The 22,854-nt window shown below is 70.0% G+C and carries 26 protein-coding genes and 2 pseudogenes; 13 read left to right on the top strand and 15 right to left on the bottom strand.

What is annotated here, in order from left to right; all coding sequences use genetic code 11:
* A pseudogene (locus ABT245_RS29840) lies at positions 1–388 on the bottom strand (IS200/IS605 family accessory protein TnpB-related protein); the annotation flags it as partial.
* 1,044 nt (positions 389–1,432) lie between these two features.
* Here ABT245_RS29840 and ABT245_RS29835 point away from each other — a divergent pair.
* Positions 1,433–2,368 (top strand): hypothetical protein, encoded by a 936-nt coding sequence (locus ABT245_RS29835; protein ID WP_351739250.1) that lies wholly within the window; start codon positions 1,433–1,435, stop codon positions 2,366–2,368.
* Between the two features lie 83 nt (positions 2,369–2,451).
* Here the strand turns inward: ABT245_RS29835 and ABT245_RS29830 are convergent, their stop codons facing one another.
* Complete coding sequence (locus tag ABT245_RS29830) at positions 2,452–4,848, bottom strand: cation-translocating P-type ATPase (RefSeq protein WP_351739247.1); 2,397 nt, start codon at positions 4,846–4,848, stop codon at positions 2,452–2,454.
* Positions 4,849–4,957: 109 nt separating this feature from the next.
* Entirely contained in the window at positions 4,958–5,260 is a 303-nt protein-coding gene (locus ABT245_RS29825) for a DUF2530 domain-containing protein (protein WP_351739244.1), read from the bottom strand.
* 172 nt (positions 5,261–5,432) lie between these two features.
* Between ABT245_RS29825 and ABT245_RS29820 the strand changes: the two genes are divergently transcribed.
* Entirely contained in the window at positions 5,433–6,884 is a 1,452-nt protein-coding gene (locus ABT245_RS29820) for an NCS2 family permease (RefSeq protein ID WP_351739241.1), read from the top strand.
* A 21-nt stretch (positions 6,885–6,905) separates the two neighbouring features.
* On the opposite strand, the gene ABT245_RS29815 is transcribed toward ABT245_RS29820, so the two are convergent.
* Positions 6,906–7,088 (bottom strand): YlcI/YnfO family protein, encoded by a 183-nt coding sequence (locus tag ABT245_RS29815; protein WP_351739239.1) that lies wholly within the window; start codon positions 7,086–7,088, stop codon positions 6,906–6,908.
* A gap of 154 nt (positions 7,089–7,242) precedes the next feature.
* Between ABT245_RS29815 and ABT245_RS29810 the strand changes: the two genes are divergently transcribed.
* Together ABT245_RS29810 and ABT245_RS29805 are read left to right on the top strand one after the other, a co-directional pair.
* A complete protein-coding gene (locus ABT245_RS29810) occupies positions 7,243–7,680 on the top strand; it encodes a MarR family winged helix-turn-helix transcriptional regulator (protein WP_351739236.1) in 438 nt (145 codons plus the stop codon).
* A gap of 192 nt (positions 7,681–7,872) precedes the next feature.
* A complete protein-coding gene (locus ABT245_RS29805; RefSeq protein WP_502982222.1) occupies positions 7,873–9,150 on the top strand; it encodes an MFS transporter in 1,278 nt (425 codons plus the stop codon).
* A gap of 40 nt (positions 9,151–9,190) precedes the next feature.
* Here the strand turns inward: ABT245_RS29805 and ABT245_RS29800 are convergent, their stop codons facing one another.
* Entirely contained in the window at positions 9,191–9,649 is a 459-nt protein-coding gene (locus ABT245_RS29800) for a GNAT family N-acetyltransferase (protein ID WP_502982223.1), read from the bottom strand.
* Between the two features lie 109 nt (positions 9,650–9,758).
* Here ABT245_RS29800 and thpR point away from each other — a divergent pair, with 109 nt between their 5' ends.
* Positions 9,759–10,331: an RNA 2',3'-cyclic phosphodiesterase gene (thpR, locus tag ABT245_RS29795; RefSeq protein ID WP_351739227.1), complete on the top strand. Its 573-nt coding sequence runs from the start codon at positions 9,759–9,761 to the stop codon at positions 10,329–10,331.
* A gap of 271 nt (positions 10,332–10,602) precedes the next feature.
* On the opposite strand, the gene ABT245_RS29790 is transcribed toward thpR, so the two are convergent.
* From ABT245_RS29790 to ABT245_RS29780, 3 genes are all read right to left on the bottom strand, one after another.
* The gene (locus ABT245_RS29790; protein ID WP_351739225.1) at positions 10,603–11,595 is read right to left on the bottom strand and encodes an aldo/keto reductase; all 993 of its coding nucleotides are present in this window, start codon (positions 11,593–11,595) and stop codon (positions 10,603–10,605) included.
* Positions 11,596–11,677: 82 nt separating this feature from the next.
* Entirely contained in the window at positions 11,678–12,262 is a 585-nt protein-coding gene (locus ABT245_RS29785; protein WP_351739223.1) for a Uma2 family endonuclease, read from the bottom strand.
* An 88-nt stretch (positions 12,263–12,350) separates the two neighbouring features.
* Positions 12,351–13,034 carry a GDSL-type esterase/lipase family protein gene (locus ABT245_RS29780; protein WP_351739221.1) on the bottom strand — a complete coding sequence of 228 codons (684 nt, stop codon included), beginning with the start codon at positions 13,032–13,034 and terminating at the stop codon, positions 12,351–12,353.
* An 88-nt stretch (positions 13,035–13,122) separates the two neighbouring features.
* Here ABT245_RS29780 and ABT245_RS29775 point away from each other — a divergent pair, with 88 nt between their 5' ends.
* The gene (locus ABT245_RS29775) at positions 13,123–14,097 is read left to right on the top strand and encodes a TolB-like translocation protein (protein WP_351739219.1); all 975 of its coding nucleotides are present in this window, start codon (positions 13,123–13,125) and stop codon (positions 14,095–14,097) included.
* Between the two features lie 89 nt (positions 14,098–14,186).
* On the opposite strand, the gene serC is transcribed toward ABT245_RS29775, so the two are convergent.
* Positions 14,187–15,305 carry a phosphoserine transaminase gene (gene serC / locus ABT245_RS29770; RefSeq protein WP_351739216.1) on the bottom strand — a complete coding sequence of 373 codons (1,119 nt, stop codon included), beginning with the start codon at positions 15,303–15,305 and terminating at the stop codon, positions 14,187–14,189.
* A gap of 184 nt (positions 15,306–15,489) precedes the next feature.
* On the opposite strand from serC, the gene ABT245_RS29765 reads away from it, so the two are divergent.
* Positions 15,490–15,723: a hypothetical protein gene (locus ABT245_RS29765; protein ID WP_502982221.1), complete on the top strand. Its 234-nt coding sequence runs from the start codon at positions 15,490–15,492 to the stop codon at positions 15,721–15,723.
* A gap of 146 nt (positions 15,724–15,869) precedes the next feature.
* Complete coding sequence (locus ABT245_RS29760) at positions 15,870–16,802, top strand: EamA family transporter (RefSeq protein WP_351739213.1); 933 nt, start codon at positions 15,870–15,872, stop codon at positions 16,800–16,802.
* Positions 16,803–16,818: 16 nt separating this feature from the next.
* Here the strand turns inward: ABT245_RS29760 and ABT245_RS29755 are convergent, their stop codons facing one another.
* Positions 16,819–16,911 (bottom strand): DUF397 domain-containing protein, encoded by a 93-nt coding sequence (locus ABT245_RS29755; RefSeq protein WP_351739263.1) that lies wholly within the window; start codon positions 16,909–16,911, stop codon positions 16,819–16,821.
* Between the two features lie 76 nt (positions 16,912–16,987).
* Here ABT245_RS29755 and ABT245_RS29750 point away from each other — a divergent pair.
* Positions 16,988–17,287 (top strand): annotated as a pseudogene (locus ABT245_RS29750) (IS630 family transposase); the annotation flags it as partial.
* Between the two features lie 72 nt (positions 17,288–17,359).
* On the opposite strand, the gene ABT245_RS29745 reads toward ABT245_RS29750, so the two are convergent.
* From ABT245_RS29745 to ABT245_RS29735, 3 genes are all read right to left on the bottom strand, one after another.
* The gene (locus ABT245_RS29745; RefSeq protein WP_244453817.1) at positions 17,360–17,737 is read right to left on the bottom strand and encodes a nuclear transport factor 2 family protein; all 378 of its coding nucleotides are present in this window, start codon (positions 17,735–17,737) and stop codon (positions 17,360–17,362) included.
* Between the two features lie 89 nt (positions 17,738–17,826).
* Positions 17,827–17,982 (bottom strand): DUF397 domain-containing protein, encoded by a 156-nt coding sequence (locus tag ABT245_RS29740; protein WP_351739260.1) that lies wholly within the window; start codon positions 17,980–17,982, stop codon positions 17,827–17,829.
* A gap of 478 nt (positions 17,983–18,460) precedes the next feature.
* Positions 18,461–19,810 (bottom strand): NsdA family TPR-like regulatory protein, encoded by a 1,350-nt coding sequence (locus ABT245_RS29735; RefSeq protein WP_351739210.1) that lies wholly within the window; start codon positions 19,808–19,810, stop codon positions 18,461–18,463.
* A 245-nt stretch (positions 19,811–20,055) separates the two neighbouring features.
* Here ABT245_RS29735 and ABT245_RS29730 point away from each other — a divergent pair, with 245 nt between their 5' ends.
* The 4 genes from ABT245_RS29730 to ABT245_RS29715 all read left to right on the top strand — a co-directional run bounded on the left by ABT245_RS29730 (position 20,056) and on the right by ABT245_RS29715 (position 22,255).
* Positions 20,056–20,550: a hypothetical protein gene (locus tag ABT245_RS29730; RefSeq protein ID WP_351739207.1), complete on the top strand. Its 495-nt coding sequence runs from the start codon at positions 20,056–20,058 to the stop codon at positions 20,548–20,550.
* Between the two features lie 2 nt (positions 20,551–20,552).
* Complete coding sequence (locus ABT245_RS29725) at positions 20,553–20,909, top strand: hypothetical protein (protein ID WP_351739204.1); 357 nt, start codon at positions 20,553–20,555, stop codon at positions 20,907–20,909.
* 227 nt (positions 20,910–21,136) lie between these two features.
* Positions 21,137–21,823: a hypothetical protein gene (locus ABT245_RS29720; protein ID WP_351739201.1), complete on the top strand. Its 687-nt coding sequence runs from the start codon at positions 21,137–21,139 to the stop codon at positions 21,821–21,823.
* Between the two features lie 135 nt (positions 21,824–21,958).
* The gene (locus ABT245_RS29715) at positions 21,959–22,255 is read left to right on the top strand and encodes a hypothetical protein (protein WP_351739198.1); all 297 of its coding nucleotides are present in this window, start codon (positions 21,959–21,961) and stop codon (positions 22,253–22,255) included.
* A 108-nt stretch (positions 22,256–22,363) separates the two neighbouring features.
* On the opposite strand, the gene ABT245_RS29710 is transcribed toward ABT245_RS29715, so the two are convergent.
* Positions 22,364–22,528, bottom strand: coding sequence for a DUF397 domain-containing protein (locus tag ABT245_RS29710; RefSeq protein ID WP_351739195.1), 165 nt, complete (start codon positions 22,526–22,528; stop codon positions 22,364–22,366).
* Complete coding sequence (locus tag ABT245_RS29705) at positions 22,453–22,704, bottom strand: DUF397 domain-containing protein (protein WP_351739192.1); 252 nt, start codon at positions 22,702–22,704, stop codon at positions 22,453–22,455. Before ABT245_RS29705 ends, ABT245_RS29710 begins: the two co-directional genes overlap by 76 nt.
* Between the last annotated feature and the right edge of the window lie 150 nt (positions 22,705–22,854).

Below are 22,854 nucleotides of genomic sequence, written 5' to 3'. Positions count from 1 at the left end.
CCCGCTTGCCGCCCTTCTCCCCGACCGGCAGCGACAGCCGGTGCGTGATCGTCCTGATCCCGGCTTCGAGGCTCTGGATGTGCGCATGCCGGCCACGCCGGGCCAGCGCCCACTGATCATGGCTGGCCTTCGTGATGCTGCCCGCCCACCGTGAGGAGGACTCCCCGGTCAGGGCCCGCTTGCGCTCGGCCCACCGGTCGCTGTCGTGGTCCGGGCCGGCCGCGCACCGGGCCTTCAGATCCCGGGACGCGAGCCTGCCCAGATGGTCACCGACCAGACGCAGTACCTCCTCGTCCCCGGCCGTCAGGCCCTTGAGCCGGTCACGGACCGCGACCCCCGAAGGACCGGGCACCACGAACGGCACCGCCAACTCCCGCAGCCCGCCCATCCCCTCACCCCCACACCGACCGAAGAACCCCTCACCACACCAACGACCACCACCGGCAAAGGTCACCCATTCGACAGGGGAACCTCCGTTCTGACCCACCGGATCACACCCGCCACAACCCGGACACTCACTCATACACACCAGAACACGCCCATGCACAGCCAACCGGCAGCAATTCGCGACCCCACCCCCAAACCACCCGCCCGCCCGAAACTGCACAGGGCGACTGGGCTACCCCGGGCGACTGGGCTGCGCTGGCAACCGGGCCGTACCCGGCGGCTGGACCGCACCCCGCGCTCGGGGCGCGCCCGATGCCCGTCAGCCGCGCCACCCACAGCGACCGAATCGCCCCCGACACCGGCCGGGCCGGGTCCGCTCGGCTCGTGCCGGGCGCGGTCGGCCCCGCGCCGCGTCAGGAAGTCATGCCCGGGCGACCGGTTCGGGTCGGGTCCTGCCGGATGTGGTCAGGCCGTCTCTCCGGCCGAGACGGCGCGGCGCCCCCGGGGGCCCCGACGGCTGGACCGTACCGGGCGCCCGGCCACACCTGGTGGCCGGGCGGCACCTGGCGTCCGGGCCACCCGCAGCGGCCGGATCGGACCCGATGGCCGAACCGGACCCGCCAACCGGACCGCACCTGGCGTCCGAGCCACCCCCACAGCGGCCGAACGGCACTCGACGGCCGAGCCACTCCAACCGCCTGAGCCACCCCCACCACCGGAGCCTGAGCCCCCCACCACCGGAGCCGGAGCCACCCCCACCACCCCATGCCGCGCCCGCCCCCCATGCCGCGCCCGCAGTGGTCGGACCGTGTCCGGTGGTTGTGGGGGTGTCGGGCTTGGCGGTGGTGTGTCGGGGTTGGCGGTGGTGCGTCGGGGTTGCGGTCTTGGTGACTCGCTCACAATTTCTTCAACTTCCGTACAACCATCGCCCGCTGTCGTGGATCTGATCACCTGAGTCAACAGACTCCACGATCATTTGGGCCCCGCGGTGACGAGCCGCGTGCGACGACCGCCGACGGGGCCCTCTCTCCACACAGGGGAACGCATGCGCATTCGTGCCACCGTGGCCGCCGTCACCGGCGCCCTGGCCCTGTCCGCCCTCGCCGTTCCGGCGGCGTACGCCGCCGGCGGCTCCTCGTACGACCGCGACGACGTCGTGAGGGCCGCGCAGGCCGCCCACCGGGCCGCCGCCGGCAAGTCCGCGTTCAGCACCGCGGGCACCCAGGACACCGGCGTGCCCTACGCGCTGGACCTCTCCTTCTCCAACGTGAAGATCAACAACGGCAAGCCGATCGTCGTCGGGACCACCAACAAGGTCCGCGTCCCGGTCACCTACACCGTCACGCACGCCGCCGACATCGACCTCCAGGCGCCCGACTTCGTGCTGGACGTCGAGATCTACCGCGGCTCCTACACCGCCCCGAAGAACTTCCTGATCGGCGACGACTGGCCGACCTGCGTCGACAACTCGACGACCAAGGCCACCTGCAAGGGCACCATCGACGTCTACCCAGACTACGAGCTGACCAACGCGGACGCCACCACCTGGAAGGCGGACGGCTACGCGATCGACTTCAACGACCAGGACCCGACCTCCGACAACATCGACTGGAGCAAGGTCGGTTACGCGGGGCAGGACGCCCTGGCCACCACCAAGCTGCAGCGCGCCTCCAAGCTGACGGTCAACGCCTCGCCGGAGCCGGTCAAGAAGGGCAAGACCATCACGGTCACCGGCAAGCTGTCCCGGGCCAGCTGGGACGACGGCAAGTACCACGGCTACGCCGGCCAGTCGGTCAAGCTCCAGTTCCGCAAGAAGAGCTCCAGCACCTACACCACGCTGAAGACCATCAAGTCGGACTCGACGGGCAACCTGAAGACCACGACCAAGGCCACGGTCGACGGCTACTACCGCTACAGCTTCGCGGGCACCTCGACCACCCCGGCGGTCAGCGCCACGGGTGACTACGTCGACGTGAAGTAACCCCCGGAGCGGACACCACCCCCTTCGGCCCCGGGAACCCCCGGGGCCGAAGCGTTGCCGGCTGCGCCCGGCCTAGGGCTGCCCTAGACCGGGAAGCGGTGGTCGACCCATTTCCACAGGAGTTCCAGGGCCGCCGAGCCGAGGACCGCGATGCCCACCGCCGTCCACGGCATCGTGACGCCGACCAGCTTCAGCGCGAAGAAGTTCTGCAGGGCGGGCACGGCCAGGACGAACAGGAACGCCACGCCCATCGCGGCGACCAGGGCCACCCGCCACCAGGTGTAGGGGCGGGCGATGATCGCCAGCACCCACATGGAGATCAGGAACAGCGTGAGGGTGGCCGCGCTGGTCTGCGCGGGCAGCGCGTCCGGGCCCGTGTACTGGTGCCGGGCGAGCAGATACGTCGCGAAGGTGGCGATGCCGGCCACCACCCCGCCCGGGATCGAGTAGCGCATCACCCGTCGTACGAAGTGGGGTCGCGCGCGCTCCGTGTTCGGGGCGAGCGCCAGGAAGAAGGCGGGGACGCCGATGGTCAGCGTGGACAGCAGGGTCAGGTGCCGGGGCAGGAAGGGGTACTCGACCCGCCAGCACACCACCAGCAGGGCCAGCAGCACCGAGTAGACGGTCTTCACCAGGAACAGCGTGGCCACTCGGGTGATGTTGCCGATGACCCGGCGGCCCTCGGCGACCACCGACGGCAGCGTGGCGAAGCTGTTGTTGAGCAGCACGATCTGGGCGACCGCGCGGGTGGCCTCGGAGCCGGAGCCCATCGAGACACCGATGTCGGCGTCCTTGAGGGCGAGGACGTCGTTGACCCCGTCGCCGGTCATGGCGACCGTGTGCCCGTGGTGCTGGAGCGCGCCGACCATGTCGCGTTTCTGCTGCGGGGTGACCCGGCCGAAGACGGTCGCCTTGCCGAGCGCGTCCGCCATCTCGCTCCGCTCGACGGGCAGCCGGCGCGCGTCCACCACCGCTCCGTTCAGCCCCAGCTTGGCGGCGACCGCCCCGACCGACACGGCGTTGTCGCCGGAGATGACCTTGGCGTTGACGTTCTGGTCGGCGAAGTAGCGCAGGGTGTCGGCCGCGTCGGGGCGCAGCCGCTGTTCCAGGACGACCAGGGCGGTGGCGTGGGCGCCCTTGGCGACGTCGGTGTCGTCCAGGTCGCGGACGGCGCGGGTGAGCAGCAGGACCCGCAGGCCCTGTTCGTTGAGCCGTTCGGTCTCGGCCAGGGCCGGGTCGCCGTCGGTGAGCAGGACGTCCGGGGCGCCGAGCAGCCAGGTGCTGTTCTCGCCGTCCGGCTCGCTGAGGGTGGCCCCGCTGTATTTGCGGGCGGAGGAGAAGGGCAGCGACTCCACGCAGCGCCACTCCTCGCTGTCCGGGCAGGCGTCGATGATCGCCTGGAGGGAGGCGTTGGGCCGGGGGTCCGACTCGCCGAGCGCGCCGAGGACCTTGCGTATGTACGTCTCGTCGTTGCCGCCGAGCGGACGCAGCTCGGTGACGTCCATGCCGCCCTCGGTGAGCGTGCCGGTCTTGTCGAGGCAGACGGTGTCGATGCGGGCGAGGCCCTCGATGGCGGGCAGTTCCTGGACGAGGCACTGTTTGCGGCCGAGCCGGATCACGCCGATCGCGAAGGCGACGGAGGTGAGCAGGACCAGGCCCTCGGGGACCATCGGGACGATGCCGCCGACGGTGCGGGCGACGGCGTCCTTCACGTTGTCGTTCTTGACGACGAGCTGGGTGATCACCAGCCCGATGGCGGCCGGGACCATCATCCAGGTCACGTACTTCAGGATGGTGGAGATGCCGGTGCGCAGCTCGGAGTGGACGAGGGTGAAGCGGGACGCCTCTTCGGCGAGCTGGGCGGCGTAGGCCTCGCGGCCGACCTTGGTGGCGACGAAGGCGCCGCCGCCGGCGACCACGAAGCTGCCGGACATGACCCGGTCGCCGGGGTGTTTGACGACGGGGTCGGCCTCGCCGGTGAGCAGTGACTCGTCGATCTCCAGGCCGTCGGTCTCGGCGCACACGCCGTCCACGACGATCTTGTCCCCGGGTCCGATCTCGATGAGGTCGTCGAGGACGATCTCGGAGGTGCCGATCTCGACGGCGTCGCCGTCGCGGCGGACGGTCGGCCGGGCCTCGCCGATGACGGCGAGCGAGTCGAGGGTCTTCTTCGCACGCCACTCCTGGATGATGCCGATGCCGGTGTTGGCGAGGATCACGAAGCCGAACAGGCTGTCCTGGATCGGGGCGACGACCAGCATGACCAGCCACAGGACGCCGATGATCGCGTTGAAGCGGGTGAAGACGTTGGCGCGGACGATCTCGGCGAGGGTGCGGCTGGAGCGGACCGGGACATCGTTGACCTGGCCGCGGGTGACGCGCTCGGCGACATCGGCGGCGGTCAGACCGGTCGAGGGGGTCGACGGAACGGGTACCGGGTGCACAGGGTCGAGTTCGGCGCCCGCGTCGATGTGCGTCATGCCATCGACGGTACGTGCGCTCTTGACGCTTCACCCGCCGAGGGGACAGAAGATCCGACCTGGGGAGGAGACGGGTCGTGCGGTGGTAGTAGGGGCCCCGCCTCCCGGGTTATTCCGCCGTCGTCGGACGGTCGGTCGTCTGCTGGTCGGTCGTCTGCCGGCCGGCCGCCCGCTTGATCGCCGCGTCCCGCTTGCGGACGTACCAGACGCCGATCAGGCCGAGGCCGCCGCCGGCCAGGCAGGTCCACAGCCACCAGGTGTGGCCGTGCTCGTCGAACCAGCCGTAGAAGGGGAGCTGGACGAGGAAGAGGACGAACCAGATGATCGTGCCGCCGGTGATGGTGGCGACGACGGGGCCTTCCAGGGGCTCCGGTGCCTCGTGCTTGGGGGATCCGGAAGAGAGAGCGGCCATGCGCACAGCTTACGAGGAGCTGTGCCGCAGCCCGCCGCCCCGGTGGTCTACGCGCGGAGATAGCGATCTGGACCTTATATGTTCATACTGAGACCGTTTGTCTCCAGTCACTTCTGTTCGTAGGAAACTCCAGCGCGGTGAGGGGGAAATCCCGTTGGTGATGAGGTCCCGCATGTCCACCCCGGCAACCGCCAAGGTTCCCGCCCCGGAGCAGCCGGGCGGGGCGTCCGCCTTCGGCGCCCTCGACCGCCACTTCAAGATCTCCGAGCGCGGCAGCACCCTGGCGCGCGAGATCCGTGGCGGCTTCGCCACGTTCTTTGCGATGGCGTACATCATCGTGCTGAACCCGATCATCCTCGGTAGCGCGAAGGACATGTACGGGCATCAGCTCGATCACGGCCAGCTGGTGACGGCCACCGCCGTGACGGCCGCCTTCACCACCCTGCTGATGGGCGTCATCGGCAATGTGCCGATCGCGCTCGCCGCCGGCCTCGGTGTGAACTCCGTCGTCGCGCTCCAGCTCGCGCCCCGGATGGCCTGGCCCGACGCCATGGGCATGGTCGTCCTCGCCGGCTTCGTGGTGATGCTGCTCGTCGCCACCGGACTGCGCGAGCGCGTGATGAACGCCGTGCCCTACGGCCTGCGCAAGTCCATCTCCATCGGCATCGGCCTGTTCATCATGCTGATCGGCCTCGTCGACTCCGGCTTCGTCAGCCGCATCCCGGACGCCGCCCAGACAACCGTCCCGCTCCAGCTCGGCGGCGACGGCCACCTCAACGGCTGGCCGGTCCTCGTCTTCGTGCTCGGCGCGCTGCTCACCCTGGTGCTGCTCGTGCGCAAGGTCTCCGGGGCGATCCTCATCTCGATCGTCTCGATGACCGTGCTCGCGCTGATCATCGACGCCGTCGCCACGGTGCCCTCCTGGGGCCTGACCACCCCGAAGTGGCCCGGCAACCCCGTCTCCACCCCCGACTTCGGGCTGCTCGGCAAGGTCAGCCTCTTCGGCGGGTTCGACAAGGTCGGCGTCCTGACCGGCATCCTCTTCGTCTTCACGGTCCTGCTGTCCTGCTTCTTCGACGCCATGGGCACGATCATGGGCGTCAGCGACGAGGCCAGGCTGACCGACGCCGAGGGGCAGATGCCCGGCATCAACAAGGTCCTCTTCGTGGACGGCATCGCCGTCGCCGCCGGCGGCGCCAGCTCCTCCTCGGCCACCACCTGCTTCGTGGAGTCCACGGCCGGCGTCGGCGAGGGTGCCCGCACCGGCTTCGCCAACGTCGTCACCGGCGCGCTGTTCGCGCTGGCCCTGTTCCTGACGCCGGTCGCCACGATGGTGCCGTCCCAGGCGGCCACCCCGGCGCTGCTCGCGGTCGGCTTCCTGATCCTGGCCGGCTCGGTCAAGGAGATCGACTGGTCCGACTACACGATCGCGGTCCCGGCGTTCGTCACGATGCTGATGATGCCGTTCACCTACTCGATCACCAACGGCATCGGCATGGGCTTCATCACCTTCGTGGTGCTGCGCCTCGCGGCCGGCCGCGCCCGGGAGATCCCCGTACCGATGTACGTCGTCTCCGCGGTCTTCGCCTTCTACTACCTGATGCCGGCCCTCGGCCTGACCTGATCCGGCGGCGGGTTCCCCCGCTCACGTAACCCCGTAGAACCTCTCCGTCTCCTCGACGGCGGCCTGGAACCGTTCGTCGAAGTCGTTCCGAATGAGCGTCCGGACCACATAGTCCTGGACGCTCATTCCGCTTCTGGCGGCATGGTGCCGGAGCCGTTCGAGCAGGTCGTGGTCTATCCGCAGGCTGAGCACACTGGTCCCCATGGAGACGAGGGTCGCCGCAGTCACCGCGGCGGCGGGTCACCTTCCGCATCCACATCACCCGTATGAGTGATGTCCGGAATCAGTGGCAGGGGTCACGGACATCCGTGACGCCCGGGGTGGTCTTTAGTCAGGGTAATGAGTTACCCTAACAAACATGTCGGACCTCACCCATGGCGACGATGCCGCCGCCGTGAACTCCCTGCGCTCCGCCGTGATGCGGCTGTCCCGTCGGCTCAAGCATCAGCGGGTCGACGAGTCGCTGAGCCCCACCGAGATGTCGGTGCTCGGCACCCTGTCCAACTGCGGCCGGGCCACCCCCGGCGAACTGGCCCGCAAGGAGCACGTCCAGCCGCCGTCGATGACCCGCATCGTCGCGCTGCTCGAAGCCAAGGGACTGGTCCGTCTGGAGCCGCACCCCGAGGACCGGCGCCAGAAGGTCGTCACCAGGACCGAGCAGGCCGAGGCGATGCTCGAGGAGAGCCGCCGCAAGCGCAACGCGTTCCTGGCCGGCCTGGTCGACGGCCTCGACGAGGACGAGTGGGCCAAACTCCGCGCCGCCGCCCCCGTCCTGGAAAAGCTCGCACACCTGTGAACCCCGCCCAGTCCGTCCGGTCCCCCGAGTGAGCCGCAGGGGCGCCCCGCCACCGGCTCAACGCGCCGGAGCCGGACGCCCCATTCACCACGACCAGTTCAAGAGGAGGCGAACCCTTTGAGTTCGGGATCCGGAGCAGCTTCCGCCCCCGCACCGACCACTACCACCACCCCTCGCACCCCCCGGTCCTCGATGTTCAGCTCGCTGAAGATCAGGAACTACCGGCTCTTCTTCATCGGCCAGGTCGTCTCCAACACCGGCACCTGGATGCAGCGCATAGCCCAGGACTGGCTGGTGCTCAGCCTCACCGGCTCCTCCACGGCCGTCGGCGTCACGACGGCCCTGCAGTTCCTGCCGATGCTGCTGTTCGGCCTCTACGGCGGCGTCCTCGTCGACCGCCTGCCCAAGCGGCCCACCCTCCTCGTCACCCAGGCGTCGATGGCCGTCACCGGCCTCGCGCTCGCCGCGCTGACCCTCTCCGGCCACGTCCAGGTGTGGCACGTCTACCTCGCCGCCTTCGCCGTCGGACTCGCCACCGTCGTCGACAACCCGGCCCGCCAGTCCTTCGTCTCCGAGATGGTCGGCCCCGACCAGCTGCAGAACGCGGTCAGCCTGAACTCCGCGAACTTCCAGTCCGCCCGGCTGATCGGCCCCGCCGTCGCGGGCGTGCTGATCACCGGCGTCGGCACCGGCTGGGCCTTCCTGGCCAACGGCCTGTCCTTCGTCGCCCCCATCGCCGGACTCCTGCTGATGCGCGCCCGTGAGCTGCATGTCGTCGAGCCGACCCCGCGCGGCAAGGGCCAGCTGCGGGAGGGACTGCGCTATGTCGCGGGCCGTCCCGAGCTGATCTGGCCGATCGTCCTGGTCGGCTTCATCGGCACCTTCGGCTTCAACTTCCCGGTCTGGCTGTCGGCCTACGCGGACGACGTCTTCCACGCGGGCGCCGGCGCCTACAGCCTCTTCAACACACTGATGGCGGTCGGCTCGGTGGCCGGCGCGCTGCTCGCCGCCCGCCGCGGCACCGCCCGGCTGCGGATCCTGACCGCCGCCGCCGTGGCCTTCGGCACCCTGGAGGTCATCGCCGCGCTCGCCCCGTCCTACTGGCTGTTCGCGCTGCTCATGGTCCCGATCGGGATCTTCGGACTGACGGTCAACGTGACCGCGAACACCTCGGTCCAGATGGCCACCGACCCGGCGATGCGGGGCCGGGTGATGGCCCTGTTCATGATGGTCTTCATGGGCGGTACGCCACTGGGCGCCCCCGTCGTCGGCTGGATCACCGACGCCTACGGCCCCCGGGTCGGCTTCGCCCTCGGCGGCGTCATCTCGGCCGCGGCGGCCGCCGCCATCGGTGTGCTCCTGGCCCGCATCGGCGGACTGCGCCTCGCGGTGGGCTGGCACCACGGACACCCGCAGGTCCGCTTCGTACGGCGGGAGCCGGAGCGCGAGCCCGAGCTGGCGGCGGCCTGACATCCCGCGGGGGTGGGCCCGGCGCGGCACCCGCCCCGGGTCACACCCTGCGGGCCAGCACCTGTCCGGGCCAGGCCTGCTCGCCGACCGTGAAGGACTCGACCGGCGTGAAGCCGTTGCGCTCGTAGTAGGCGACCAGTTTGCGGTCCCCGCCCGCGTAGCAGTCCACGCGCAGCAGCGAGACACCGGAACGACGGGTCTGCGCCACCGCGTGCGCGAGCAGCGCGGCCCCGACACCGAGGCCCTTGAAACGGCGGTCGGAGGCCAGGATGTGGATGTAGCGCTCGGGCTCGTCCGCGGGCCGGACATAGGGTGCGGGCGCGTCGGTGAGGGTGAGCGTGGCCGCCGGCACCCCGTCGTACTCGGCGATCAACGGGGCGCCCTCGGTGACGTACCGCTCGACCAGTGCCACCGCCCGCGGATTCGCCGACCAGGGTGTCGACCCCCACTGCTCGGTACGCCCCTGGGCGACCAGCCACTCGACGCCGCTGTCGAACATGCCGAGGATCAGCGGGATGTCGTCGGCCCCTCCCGCCCTGATCGTGATCTTCTCGCTTCGCTCCACGTCCGCCATGATGCCCCGGTCCGCCCGTCTGGGAAGGTGGGGTATGAGACTTTTCGCCGCCGTGCTGCCCCCTGAGGACGTCGCCGGTGAACTCGCCGCCGAGATCGCCCGGTTGCGGCGGCTGCCCGGCGCGGACGGGCTGCGCTGGACCGGCCGCCCCGGCTGGCACCTCACCCTCGCCTTCTACGGCGAGGTCGACGAGACGCTCGTGGTGGACCTGTCGGCCCGGCTGGCGCGTGCGGCCGGGCACAGTGCCCCCTTTCCGCTGGCGCTCGCGGGCGGTGGGCAGTTCGGCCACGGGCAGTCGTTGTGGACCGGGGCGCGGGGCGATCTGGAGGCGCTGCGCCGGCTGGCCGGGCGGGCGGAGGCGGCGGGGCGCAGGGCGGGCCTGCCGATGGGGGAGCACCGGCACTACAAGGCCCATCTGACCGTGGCCCGCGGCCGGGACTCGGTGGACGCCCGGCCGTACGTGCAGACGCTCGCCGCCTTCACGAGCCGCACCTGGACCGTGGCCGACCTCGTCCTGGTGCGCAGCAACCTGCCGAGGTCCGGGGTCCCCGGCGAGCAGCCCCGTTATGAGTCGGTCGCCCGCTGGGCGCTCGGCGGGGCCGGTTAACCTCGGACACGTGGACCCGAAAACCCGGAACCGGATCATGGCCGGTGCGCTTGTGCTGATGCTCGTCGTGGTGGCCCTGGCGGCGGCGTTCGGCGGATAGCCGGCCGCCCGGCCCGCCATGGAGGCGCGGCCGACCACGGCATGCGGCCGGCCGTGCGCCACCGTCTCCTTCCCCTACCGGCTCCCTTTGGTGCACCGGCTTCTCCCCGCACCGGCCCCGACGGCGCGGCCTCGACGGCGCGGCCATGGGCCCGGAGGCTCCGGCAGGTCGTTACCAGGCGAAGGCCTCCGGGGAGGGACCCGGGCCCGGGAAGATCTCGTCGAGCCCGTCCAGCAGTTCCTGGGACAGCTCCAGCTCCACCGCCCGCAGGGCCGACTCCAACTGCTCGGCGGTACGCGGGCCGACGATCGGGCCGGTCACACCGGGCCGGGTCAGCAGCCAGGCCAGGGCGGTCTCGCCCGGGTCCACGCCGTGCTTGGCGAGCAGGTCCTCGTACGACTGGACCTGGGCGCGGACAGTGGGGTTGGCGAGGGAGTCCGCGGCCCGGCCGCTCGCCCGGCGCCCGCCCTCGACCTCCTTCTTGATCACACCGCCCAGCAAACCGCCGTGCAGCGGCGACCAAGGGATGACCCCGAGGCCGTATTCCTGGGCCGCCGGGATGACCTCCATCTCGGCGCGGCGCTCGGCGAGGTTGTACAGGCACTGCTCGCTGACCAGCCCGATGGTCCCGCCCCGCCGCTCGGCGACCTCGTTGGCCTGGGCGATCTTGTAGCCGGGGAAGTTGCTCGACCCGACGTAGAGGATCTTGCCCTGCTGGACGAGGACGTCGATCGCCTGCCAGATCTCCTCGAAGGGGGTGCCGCGGTCGACGTGGTGGAACTGGTACAGGTCGATGTAGTCGGTCTGCAGGCGCTTGAGGCTGGCGTCCACCGCCCGCCGGATGTTCAGCGCGGAGAGCTTGTCGTGGTTGGGCCAGGCGTCGCCGTCGGCGGCCATGTTGCCGTACACCTTGGTGGCGAGGACGACCTTGTCGCGCCGCTCGCCGCCCTTCGCGAACCAGTTCCCGATGATCTTCTCGGTGCGGCCCTTGTTCTCACCCCACCCATAGACGTTCGCGGTGTCGAAGAAGTTGATGCCCGAGTCCAGCGCCGTGTCCATGATGGCGTGACTGTCGGCCTCATCGGTCTGCGGGCCGAAGTTCATGGTGCCGAGGACAAGTCGGCTGACCTTGAGTCCCGTGCGTCCTAGCTGCGTGTACTTCATGGGCACCCAGCCAACGACTTGGAGTGCGCTCTATGCAAGCACGTGGATGAGACGGATGCGGCCCGACCGGAAGAACTCCGCCCTAGTCCCGCGGGAACTCGCCCGTCGTGAGCCGCAGGCCGATGGATGTGCCGGTCATGTCGACGTCCACGCCGAAGGCGACCGACAACTCGCTGACGTACTCGCCGTCCTTCGGCTGCGTGTACAGGTGGCACCTGCCCTGGTACGGGTCGGCGACGAGGTAGACGGGGACCTCGGCGACCGCGTACGCGGTCTTCTTGGGGCCGTAGTCGTTGGCGGCCGTGCCCTTGGAGATGACCTCGGCCACGAACTCGACGTCGCCGTACCGCCACAGGCCGCCGGGCGTCCGCTCGGCCCCCTCGGCCACGAGCGTGATGTCCGAGGCGAAGCCGTTGAGGTGGCCCGGGTAGTCGATACGGACGTCCGACTTCACGCGCTTGCGCGGATACTTGCTGCGCAGTTGCTCGATAATGTCCAGGATGATCTCCCAGTGCGTGTCCCGCTGTGGCGACATGAAGACGGCCCCCTCGACGATCTCGACCTTGTAACCCTCGGGGGTGGTTCGCTCCAGTGACTCGAACAAGTTGTCCAGAGTCAGCTCTCCGTCTTCCTCGGCCATCTCGATCCTGTCTGCAAGGACGGTCATCGTGGCGCTCCTCCCCGGCCACCCCACGGACAGGTGCGGTCGCGCGGTACAACGATACGCACCGTGACCAGGAGACGCCGGAAATCGGTCAGCTTGTTCCGGCCGCGTACTGGTGTCCGATCCCCCACGCCCCCCACATCGCCCCCGCGAACGCCCCCGCCAGTTTGTGTTCGCCGCTGCGGTTCGGGTGGGTGCCGTCATAGGTGTCCGTGTGGATGTCGTACGGCTCCGGTATCGAGGCCACCAGGAGAGGGGAGGACGGCTCGTCCAGGTCCGCCACCGCCTTCGCCAGCAGTTCGTTGAACCGGGTCACCTGGTCGGCGAAGAACGGGTCCGTCGCGGCGCGGATGTTCGGGATGACCGGGAGCAGCACCATGCGGACGGCCGGGTCGGCCTCGCGTGCGGCAGCGACGAAGGCGCGGGCGTTGCGGGCCGTCTGCTCGGCGTCCGTGTAGAAGCCGAGGTCGATCAGGCCCAGCGCCACCAGCAGCACGTCGGGCCGGCGCTCGCGCACCGCCTCGCCGATCAGCGGGGCCATGTGCAGCCAGCCCTCGCCCCAGCCGGCGAGGTGGCCGCGGGGGAAGTCGGGGTCGGCGTAGGCGTAGGAGGTGGGCGCGTCCGCGGACTTGTCGTAGAGCGTCTCCCGCGGGCCGACGAGCGTGAACGGGCCGCCGTACGTCGCGCACAGGTGCTGCCAGAGCCGGTAACGCCATGTGTGGTCGCCCGTACTTCCGATGGTCATGGAATCGCCGACGGGCATCAACCTGAGCATCAGCTCATGATGGTCGATCGCGGTGGCGGGTGGGATGTGAGGCCCACCACGTGGGGCCGGCCGCGGACCGGGATGGCAGGCTTGGGGCATGCGTCGATCGTTGGCCCTCTTCGCCGGGGCTCTGCTCACGGGAGCCCTCGCCGTGCCGCCCGCCGCCGCGGCCGACGGTGACGGGGGGTTCACGATCCGGGACCCGCGGATCACCGAGTCCAGCGGCCTGGCCGCCTCCCGCCTGCACCCGGGCATCTACTGGACGCACAACGACAGCGACGACGGGCCGTATCTCTACGCCGTGGACGGCGCCACCGGCAGGACCGTCGCCACGGTGACGCTGAGCGGCGTCGGTTCGCCGCGCGACGTCGAAGCGATCTCCATCGGACCCGGCAACCAGATCTACGTCGGTGACATCGGCGACAACCTCGACGGCTCGTGGCCGTACGTCTGGATCTACCGGCTGCCCGAGCCCGAGACGCTGAAGGACCAGACGGTCCGCGCGACGCAGTACGTGGTGAAGTACGCGAACGGCGCCCGGAACGCGGAGTCGTTGGTCGTGCACCCCACAACGGGCCGGGTGTACATCATCGACAAGAAGGAGGACGGCGGGCACCTGTACGAAGGGCCCGCGCGGCTGTCGGCGTCCGGCACCAACGTCTTCAAGCCGGTCGCACCCGTCGACCTGTGGGCCACCGACGCCGCCTTCTCGCCGGACGGCCGGCAGCTCGCGGTGCGCGGCTACTTCGGCGGGATCCTGTACGACTGGAACGGCGGCGACATCCGGCGCCGGCAGCGGCTCAACGTGCCCTTGCAGCGGCAGGGGGAGTCCGTGACCTACTCCACGGACGGCACCAAGCTCCTGTACGGCAGTGAGGGCGCCGGGAGTCCGGTGACGGCCGAGGACGCGCCCGGGGCCGGCGGGGGTTCCGCCCCGTCCTCCGGGAAGGGGAACGCCGCGGGTGGCGCGGCGGGCGGCACGAGTGCCGGTTCCGGCCTGAAGATCGCCGCCCTCGTCGCGGTGGTCGCCGCCGCCCTGCTCTGGCTGCGCCGGCTGCGCCGCCGCGGCTGAGCGCGGGCGGCGCGTGCCACACGCGGTGAAGGGCGCCCCGCGGTACTCCGGTACTCCTCAGGCGCCCTTCGTCGTCGTCGGCCGAGCGACTACAGCTTCTCGATCACGTAGTCCACGCAACGGGTCAGGGCCTCGACGTCCGACGGGTCGACGGCCGGGAACATCGCGATGCGCAGCTGGTTGCGGCCGAGCTTGCGGTACGGCTCGGTGTCGACGATGCCGTTGGCGCGCAGCACCTTGGCGACGGCCGCCGCGTCGATGTCGTCGGCGAAGTCGATCGTGCCGATGACCTGGGAGCGCTTGGCCGGGTCGGAGACGAACGGGGTGGCGTACTTGGACTCCTCCGCCCAGGAGTACAGGCGGGTCGAGGAGTCCTTGGTGCGGGCGGTGGACCAGGCGAGGCCGCCCTGGCCGTTGAGCCACTCCAGCTGCTGGTTCAGCAGGAACAGGGTGGCCAGCGCCGGGGTGTTGTACGTCTGGTTCTTGCGCGAGTTGTCGATCGCCGTGGGCAGCGAGAAGAACTCGGGGACATGCCGGCCGCTCGCGTGGATCCGCTCGGCGCGTTCGATCGCCGCCGGGGAGAAGACACCGATCCACAGGCCGCCGTCGGAGGCGAAGGACTTCTGCGGGGCGAAGTAGTAGACGTCGGTCTCGGCGACGTCGACCGGGAGGCCGCCGGCGCCGCTGGTCGCGTCCACCAGCACCAGCGCGCCCTCGTCGGCGCCGGCCACCCGCCTGATCGGCATGGCGACACCGGTCGAGGTCTCGTTGTGGGTGAAGGCGTAGACGTCGACGCCCGCCTCGGCGCGCGCCTCCGGGTGGGTGCCCGGGTCGGCGGCGATGACCGTGGGCTCGGCCAGCCACGGCGCCAGCTTGGCGGCCTTGGCGAACTTGGACGAGAACTCGCCGAACGTGAGGTGCTGCGACTTGTTCTCGATCAGCCCGTGGGTGGCGATGTCCCAGAACGCGGTGGAGCCGCCGTTGCCGAGGACTACCTCATAGCCGTCCGGGAGCGAGAACAGGGCGCCGATGCCCTCGCGCACCTGGCCGACCAGGTTCTTCACCGGGGCCTGGCGGTGGGAGGTGCCCAGCAGGGACGTGCCGGTGGCGGCCAGCGCGTCCAGCGCCTCCACCCGGACCTTGGAGGGACCCGCGCCGAACCGACCGTCCGCGGGCTTGATGTCAGCAGGAATCTGGATCTCAGCCACGAGGTGAGGTTAGCCGTGGAAGAAACCCGGGCGAAACCTAGTCCGTCGGCTGAGACGGCGTTTCGGGTGACGCGCCCCCGCGGGCTGACGGCCATGCCCCCCGCGCACGGGGGCTCCGGCGCCGGCGGGCGTCACCTTTGCCGAGGTACTGGAGCGGTACGCGCCCGACTGGACCCCGCCCGCGGTGGACCGACCCGCGGCCGGCCAGACCCACGGCCGGTCCGGCGCCCATTGGTGTCTGCTCGGCCCCGGCGCCGGCCTGCGCGTCACGCCGTACGACATTCCGGCCGCCGTCGCCCGCCTGGTTGCCGAGTGCGCCTACCCGGACATCGCCGCATGGGCCGACTACTTCCTGCGCGCGCGGGCCACGGACACCGAGGTGCTGGAGCAGTTCGGGCCGTGGGACGGGCGGCGCTGAACCCGTCGCCGGGTTCGGCGGTACACGGCTCGTCTCAGCATCCAGGACAGTGGCAACAGGGGTTCACACCCCTGACGAAAGTCAATTACTCTGGACTCGAAAGTACATCATGATGAACGCCCCCTGATCGATCCCCTGGACCGCCCGTGACCACGCCCAGCGCCCCCACGCCGACGACCTCCTCGACCACCGCCCCGCCCGGGGCCACACCCGCGCAGGGCGCGGCACCGCGCCGGTTCGGGGCGCTCGGACTCGTCTTCTCCGCCGGCATCTCGGTCCAGTTCGGCGCGGCGCTCGCCGTGACCCTGATGCCACGCGCCGGCGCCTTCGGCGTGGTGACGCTGCGGCTGTTCGCGGCGGCCGTGGTCCTGCTCGTGGTGTGCCGGCCCCGGCTGCGCGGCCACTCGCGCACCGACTGGGGCACGGTGATCGTCTTCGGCATCACGATGGCCGCGATGAACGGCCTGTTCTACCAGGCCGCCGACCGCATCCCGCTGGGCGCCGCGGTCACCCTGGAGGTGCTGGGCCCGCTGGCGCTGTCGGTGCTGGCCTCCCGCCGGGCGATCAACGCCGTCTGGGCGGCCCTCGCACTGGCCGGTGTCTTCCTGCTGGGCGGCGGGGGCTTCGCCGACCTCGACCCGCTGGGCGTCGCCTTCGCGCTCGGAGCGGGGGCCATGTGGGCGACCTACATCGTCTTCAGCGCCCGTACGGGCCGTCGCTTCCCGCAGGCCGACGGGCTCGCGCTGGCCATGGCGGTGGCGGCGCTGCTGTTCCTGCCGCTGGGCATCGCCGAGTCGGGCAGCAGGCTGCTGAACCCGACCACCGTGGCGCTGGGCTCGGCGGTGGCGGTGCTCTCCTCCGTCCTGCCCTACACCTTCGAACTCCTCGCCCTGCGCCGCCTGCCCGCCTCCACCTTCGCCATCCTGATGAGCCTGGAACCGGCCCTCGCCGCCACCGCGGGCTTCCTGATCCTCGGCCAGTCCCTGACCGTGACACAGTCCCTGGCCATCGCCCTGGTCATCGCGGCCAGCATGGGCGCGGTACGCACCCAGGTGGGCCGCGGCAGGAAATCGACCTGACCGACGGGCCGACGGGTCACTGCGCGGCGTGAGCCAGGAAGTCGGCCCAGGCGGCCGGTGTGAAGGTCACGTGCGGCCCGGCGGGCTGCTTGGAGTCGCGGACGGCTATTGCTCTGACCGGGAAGGTTCACCGGGTTGGTGGTCGTGACGGTTGGATGTGCGGTGACGTCCGATCCGAGCGCTGGGCCCACACCGGCGCGGGCATCCGCCGCTGGGCGAAGAAGAACAAGGTCGAGCTGTGCTTCACCCCGACCTACGCTTCCTGGGCCAATCCGGTCGAGGCCCACTTCGGCCCGCTCACCCTGGCCAACTCCCACCACCGCAGCCACCCCGCGCAGACCCAGGCACTGCACCGCTGCCTGCGCCGGCGCAACACCGACGCCCGCCACCCCGACGTACTCGCCGCCCAACGCAAGGAACGCGCCCGCGTCCGCAGTGAGAAGGGCATTCGCTGGGGCGGACACCCCCTCAACACCGCGGCCTGACCAACCGCGAACAGCAGCCCCCGAGCGCCGAAGGGGGCAAGTTCAGGAGAAGGACAGCGACAGAAGGATGACTCAGGAGGCGGACGGTTCGATCTCCCCCGCAAAGACGATGACCTGGTCGATGAGGCTCCGCCGCAGATGGACGACGTCCGTTCCCGCCAGGCGGGGACCTCCATCAGGCGTGGTGAAGACCCACTGGTACCGGGCCCATTCGCCAGGCATGTCCACCGCTGAGCAGCGCACCATCGTGCCGGTCCCCGCCGGGTGGCGTCGGATGTCCAGCACGAACCGCTCGACCGCCGCGATTCCTTCGCTGCGACCCAACGGCCCCCAGAAGACCACGTCTGAGGTCAGGGCCTGGGAGAGCAGGGCAGTCACATAGCTGTCGTCCGAGGCGTTGAACGCGGAGATGAACGTGTCGATCGCGGAGCGTGCAATCTCTTCCTGCATGCCCCAGTAATACCAGCCGTTTCGCGTGCGCTCGCCCCGCGAGCCGCCTTCCGATCACGGTGAACCTTCCCGGTCACAGCACTATGTGGTCACTGCACGGCGTGAGCCAGGAAGTCGGCCCAAGCGGCCGGTGTGAAGGTCACGTGCGGCCCGGCGGGCTGCTTGGAGTCGCGGACGGCAAATCGCCGTACGAACGGGACAGTTTCGGTGTGCTGTGAGCCCGGTACGCCCTGCGGTCGGGGCAGGTCGCGGCTCCGGGAAGTTCACCCGTACCGGCAGCGCCATCGGGGAGGCCCAGGTCACGGGCTTGTTGAAAGTCGGCGACGCCGGTCTACGCGCCGTTCCTACGACCAGACTGATGCGGTGAAACTCACCGGGGAGCAGTTCATCCAGGACCTGGCAGCCGACAGACGCAGTCTGCTCGATGCCTGCCGTGCTCAAAGGTGGCGGAGCGACATCAGCCGAAGCAGAACCGGCCTGGTGGAGTGCGAGCGCGGCGGTGGTACGCACCGAGTAGCTCTGCCTGTCAGTTTCCGAAGTCGCCTGCATCCCGAGGGCATCTCTTCAAAGGTCACCTAAGAGTGTGGTGAAGTGAACTGAAGGGGCCCGTGCCGACCGGGGCCGACCTGAGGGGCTACCAGTGTTGCCCGGCGCTGAGAGCACGTAGCGTGGCGGGTGCCGCCTCCGGGGTTCACCGACGGTTCCCCCGGAGGTGTCCCTCGGTCAGGCCTTGGCCGCTGCGACCTCTCGTACTCGGCCGGCGAGTTCTTTCACCGCGCGGGACTTGGCGTAGGGGGTGAGATCCGTGCGGAGGGTGGCGAAGTGGTCGTCACCGCGGATGGACGAGATGTGTTCGTACTCGTCGAGGAAGCAATTCCAGGACTGGCATGCGGCGTCCAGATGCCCGTACTTGAGCTGTCGTTGGGCGAGTACTGCGTAGGCGTGTACGCGGCCCTGCCGCTCCTGGGCGGGCTGGAGCCGGATGGACTGTTTCATCGCCTTGATGCTGCCGGAGAGGTCGCCCTCTTCCTTCAGCACGTGGGAGACGTGGAAGAGATAGGCGGTCTGGTCGTAACCGCCGATTGCGTCGCGCCGGTGGTCGGCTTTGCTCAGCGCTGTCTCGGCTTCGCGCAGGCGGGTGTGGGCCTGGTTCCGGTCGCCGACCATGGATGCCGCGTGGGCCTGCTGTCCACGCAGGAACGCGACCAGACGAGGACCGGCGGTCGGCGCCGCCTCGGCCGCAGAGTCCGCCAGGTCGAGTGCCGTCTGCCCGCGTCCGAGGTTCGAGGCTTGCAGCGACATGCCGCGCAGTGTGCGGCAGTAGGTGAGGTGATCGCCGGCTTCGTCAGCGAGCTTGAGCGCCTTGACGTAGTAGGTCTGTCCCAGACCGTGGGCCTTCTCGTACATGGCCATCCAGCCTGTCAGGTACGTGAGGTCAGACGCGGCGGCGAGCATGTCCCGCTTGACCGGCTCGGAGGCCTGCGCCCGCAGCCACGGGCCCACGGTGTTGACGAGGAAGGCGGCGGCCATGGGGCGGGCGTGGCCTGCGCCGAACTCGTCGAGAATGTCCGCGATCCTCGCTGTCATGGACCGTACGGAGGCGACTTGGGATGCGCCGATCCGGGTCGTTGCCTTGCCCGGCGTGACCGGACTGTCGGCGGCCCGTGCGGTCTGCTGGAACGCGGGCACGGACAGCGCTGCTGAGAAGAGAGTCGCGGTCAGAACTCCGCGACGGGATGGATCCATGTCCGCCCTTCCCAAGTCGATCAACTCCTCAACAGTGTCGGCTGGTTGAGTGCCGTCGCCGGACACGGCGGGCTGGAGACCGGCTTCCTCGTGGGTCACCGGTCGCCCTAAACGGGCGGACAGGGCTTCCAGGATCAGGGGCCTGACCTGAGGCTTCGGCGGCGTACCGGCAATCCAGTGCGCGACGGCGGTCCGGTCGTAGGTGAGATGAAGCCGGGCTTGGGGGCCGAGTCGGTTGACTTGCTGTGCCAGTTGCGTGCGCGTCCATCGTGCCTGCTCAAGCAGCTTGTCCAAGGCAAGGTTGGGCGTGCGGTTTCTCGTGGCCATGTACTCACTCCCGACAGCTCCATGGCGTTCACGGTGTTCACGGTCGCACCTGTCTCCAACGGTACCCGCAGTGCGTAGTCGGGCGGTTACCTCTTACGAGTAATCAGAATCGACTCGGCCAGGGGAGCAAAGGTGGCCAGCGCGCAAGCACTGAAACGAGACGTCTCCGTGCTGGAGGCTGACCAATGACGGGCGCAGAGAGACGCCCAAGGGCGCGAGTCGGGGCGCTGCTGCCGAGGCGGCAGGTGTCCGTGCAGGCCGTGGCTTCCTGGCTGCTGATCTCTGCCGTGGAGAGCGCTGACCGGGCCTGGAACGACTGGACCACGAGCGATATCGCACTGTTGCGGTGCGGTGGCTTGTTCGCCGCGGTACGCATGTCCGCCGGGCTCGTCCATGCCGCGGCCGGCTCCGATGAGCCCAAGCCGGTATGTGGTTTCCTCGACGAAGCTCTCCACGGCGGCCCCGTTTTCACCGACCAGCTCAGCAGCCGGTATTACGCGCTCGTGCCGCCGAGCGCAGCGCAGCGGCCGGAGTGGACGGACGGGCGGCATGAGGGCGCCGAATGCCTCGGCATCGGCTCCTACCTCGGCGTGCCTTCACCGACGCTCGATGAGGAACACGGCCACCGCTGCTACTGGTGCGTGCCGATGATGGGGCCCGGCAACCTGTGTACTGCCGACGCGGTTTCGCAACTCGTCCTGTACGGCCGCTACCGGCTCGCGATCGGGGCCGCATCGTGACCGTGGCGGGCGATCAGATCGACGTCGTGACGATCCGGCGCACCTACAACGCGGCGCTGGGCGAGCGCACGCACCCGGTCGCCCTTGGCCCGCTCGGTGCGGAGTTCATTTCCGAACGTGGCTCCGCGTCCGGCTGGGACGCCCTCCACTCCAGCGCGCTGCCGCGCAGGACGCTGGTCCTCCTTCCCCCGCCCGACGTCCACGTCCCGGAGTTGGTGGCGGCCCGCGGCTGGCTCGTCCCGCCCTGCCATCCGGAGACGAGTGCGCCGCTCTGCGCGGAGGCGATACCGGCAGGCGTGCTCCTGGAGTCCTACCTCGCTTCAGTTGAAACGGCTCGGGAGGAGTGGCGATGCGTATGAGGCCGGACACTCCGAAGGGCCAGTTCTTCTACGCGCTGATCCTTGCCGCCCTCATGGGCGCCCTCGTGGCCGGAATCGGCCGCTGACCTCATGACCGGCTCCGGTCGCTCACGCCCCAGGGAGTGACCGGAGCCCCCCCAGGTGCCCGCCGGCTTCCCGCTCCCGACTCTCCCCGCGGGGGCCGGCGGGCCCGTGACTCTCGTCTCGACAAAGGAAGGTTCTCGATCGTGTTGCCTCCGGCCCCGCCAGGCGTCGTCCCGTACATCGCCGGATGGAGCGAGGAAAGGCTCCTGTCGTGCCCGATCGTCCGCCGCCGCGTGGTCCCGGGGATCGCGTACGCTGACGAAACCCCGTACGACCGCGACAGCTTCGGCGTGCTCTGGGCCCGCTACGCCCTCCGGCCCAAGCGCCGCCGGGGCAACCTACAACTCCGGAACGTCCACCCCTACCGGCAGCGTCGGGCAATGCTGAACATGATGTGCCAGGTCTGCTCCCGCATGCCGCCCGACCCGCACGGCCCCCACCTGTTCCTCCTGCGGGACTCCTGCGGTGCGGTCCGGGAAGGGGAACGGACCACCAGCCCACCGGTATGCGTACCGTGTGCCGGGATCTCCATCCAGCTCTGCAACGCCCTGCGCGGTGGGCGGTTCGTGGCGGCATGGGCAAGACGCGTGCCCGCGTGGGGAGTCGTCGGCCCCCTTCATCACCCACAATCGCTCCAGCCCATCCCCGGGTGTCACATGGAGCAGGTGAAGTACGGGTCGGAGTGGGCTCCCTGGGTCCGGGCCGCCCGCACGATGGTGGAACTCCGCGGAGTGACACCGGCGGACCTCGACCGCGAGTTCGCCGCCCTCGGACGCGACCGTCTGGAGGAGGAGTTCGCCCGCGTCGCGGAGCTGACGGCGGTCGCCTGACGGCCCGGTCGCTCCTCATCGCACGCACTCATCCCGCATCGCTGAGGAACGTTCGATGCATCGGTTGCTCACCACTTCCTTCCTCCCCTCAGACTCCCGCCCCGACGAGGGGCGGACGACCCTCTTGGAGCCTGCATGCATTCCCTGATCGCCAGCCCGTTCCTGGAGCAGCATGTGCTCGTACGGCCGGGGAGCCGTGGCGGCGCCCTGCTGCCGGGAGAGCGGTACGAGGAGCTGCGCGCCCTTGACGCCGCGGAACCCGCCCCGGCCTGGCTCGCCGACGCCGTCCGCGAGCAGTGGCAAGACATGGACGTGACCGGCCGCCCCACCGGTGACTTCCTGCTCGCCCGCCGGCCCTCCACCTGGGGGTACTTGCAAGGCGAGTTGGGAGATCAACCTGGGCTGCAACTACAAGTGCAAGCACTGTTCTGACCGTGACACAGTCCCTGGCCATCGCCCTGGTCATCGCGGCCAGCATGGGCGCGGTCCGCACCCAGGCGGGCCGCGGCAAGAAATCGACCTGACCGGCGGGCCGACGGATCACTGCACGGCGTGAGCCAGGAAATCGGCCCAGGCGGCCTGTGTGAAGGTCACGTGCGGCCCGGCGGGCTGCTTGGAGTCGCGGACGGCTATGTGGGGGGTGAGGTCGGCGACCTCGACACAATCACCGCCGGTGTCTCCGCTGTGTGGGACGACTTGTGCCATACGGCTCCGCCGAGCGGGGCACATTCGACACACTCGCCTCCGGTGCCGCCACTGAACGAGGACTTGCGCCAGACGAGGGGGCCGAGGGGCGTGCACTCCACGCAGTCCCCTCCCGTGCCTCCGCTGTGGGACGACTTACGCCAACGGGCTCCTGTGAGAATCCGGTTGTTGCGCATGGCGTACCTCCCGTACGTGTTCACTGCGTGGCGTGAGCCAGGAAGTCGGCCCAGGCGCACGGGACGTCACCGACAGTGGGAGCGGCTGCCAATCCGGGGCGGCACTTCCCTGCGGTGCAGCCGCAGATGCAGGACGGTGGCCCGTCTCGG

The organism is Streptomyces sp. NPDC001508, from assembly GCF_040298665.1.
Taxonomy (GTDB): domain Bacteria; phylum Actinomycetota; class Actinomycetes; order Streptomycetales; family Streptomycetaceae; genus Streptomyces.
The sequence above is the reverse complement of the archived record's forward strand: the minus strand, read 5'-3'. Positions and strand labels throughout refer to the sequence as shown.

What these genes read in the sequence shown, in the direction of transcription:
- ABT245_RS29715 (WP_351739198.1), top strand. Translation starts at nt 21,959, where the DNA reads ATGCATTCCCTGATCGCCAGCCCGTTCCTGGAGCAGCATGTGCTCGTA.
- ABT245_RS29705 (WP_351739192.1), bottom strand. Translation starts at nt 22,704, where the DNA reads ATGCGCAACAACCGGATTCTCACAGGAGCCCGTTGGCGTAAGTCGTCC.
- ABT245_RS29780 (WP_351739221.1), bottom strand. Translation starts at nt 13,034, where the DNA reads ATGCTCAGGTTGATGCCCGTCGGCGATTCCATGACCATCGGAAGTACG.
- ABT245_RS29790 (WP_351739225.1), bottom strand. Translation starts at nt 11,595, where the DNA reads ATGAAGTACACGCAGCTAGGACGCACGGGACTCAAGGTCAGCCGACTT.
- ABT245_RS29820 (WP_351739241.1), top strand. Translation starts at nt 5,433, where the DNA reads ATGTCCACCCCGGCAACCGCCAAGGTTCCCGCCCCGGAGCAGCCGGGC.
- thpR (WP_351739227.1), top strand. Translation starts at nt 9,759, where the DNA reads ATGAGACTTTTCGCCGCCGTGCTGCCCCCTGAGGACGTCGCCGGTGAA.
- ABT245_RS29800 (WP_502982223.1), bottom strand. Translation starts at nt 9,649, where the DNA reads ATGTTCGACAGCGGCGTCGAGTGGCTGGTCGCCCAGGGGCGTACCGAG.
- ABT245_RS29735 (WP_351739210.1), bottom strand. Translation starts at nt 19,810, where the DNA reads ATGGCCACGAGAAACCGCACGCCCAACCTTGCCTTGGACAAGCTGCTT.
- ABT245_RS29785 (WP_351739223.1), bottom strand. Translation starts at nt 12,262, where the DNA reads ATGACCGTCCTTGCAGACAGGATCGAGATGGCCGAGGAAGACGGAGAG.
- ABT245_RS29835 (WP_351739250.1), top strand. Translation starts at nt 1,433, where the DNA reads ATGCGCATTCGTGCCACCGTGGCCGCCGTCACCGGCGCCCTGGCCCTG.
- ABT245_RS29815 (WP_351739239.1), bottom strand. Translation starts at nt 7,088, where the DNA reads ATGGGGACCAGTGTGCTCAGCCTGCGGATAGACCACGACCTGCTCGAA.
- ABT245_RS29745 (WP_244453817.1), bottom strand. Translation starts at nt 17,737, where the DNA reads ATGCAGGAAGAGATTGCACGCTCCGCGATCGACACGTTCATCTCCGCG.
- ABT245_RS29805 (WP_502982222.1), top strand. Translation starts at nt 7,873, where the DNA reads ATGTTCAGCTCGCTGAAGATCAGGAACTACCGGCTCTTCTTCATCGGC.
- ABT245_RS29830 (WP_351739247.1), bottom strand. Translation starts at nt 4,848, where the DNA reads ATGACGCACATCGACGCGGGCGCCGAACTCGACCCTGTGCACCCGGTA.
- ABT245_RS29710 (WP_351739195.1), bottom strand. Translation starts at nt 22,528, where the DNA reads ATGGCACAAGTCGTCCCACACAGCGGAGACACCGGCGGTGATTGTGTC.
- ABT245_RS29825 (WP_351739244.1), bottom strand. Translation starts at nt 5,260, where the DNA reads ATGGCCGCTCTCTCTTCCGGATCCCCCAAGCACGAGGCACCGGAGCCC.
- ABT245_RS29775 (WP_351739219.1), top strand. Translation starts at nt 13,123, where the DNA reads ATGCGTCGATCGTTGGCCCTCTTCGCCGGGGCTCTGCTCACGGGAGCC.
- ABT245_RS29810 (WP_351739236.1), top strand. Translation starts at nt 7,243, where the DNA reads ATGTCGGACCTCACCCATGGCGACGATGCCGCCGCCGTGAACTCCCTG.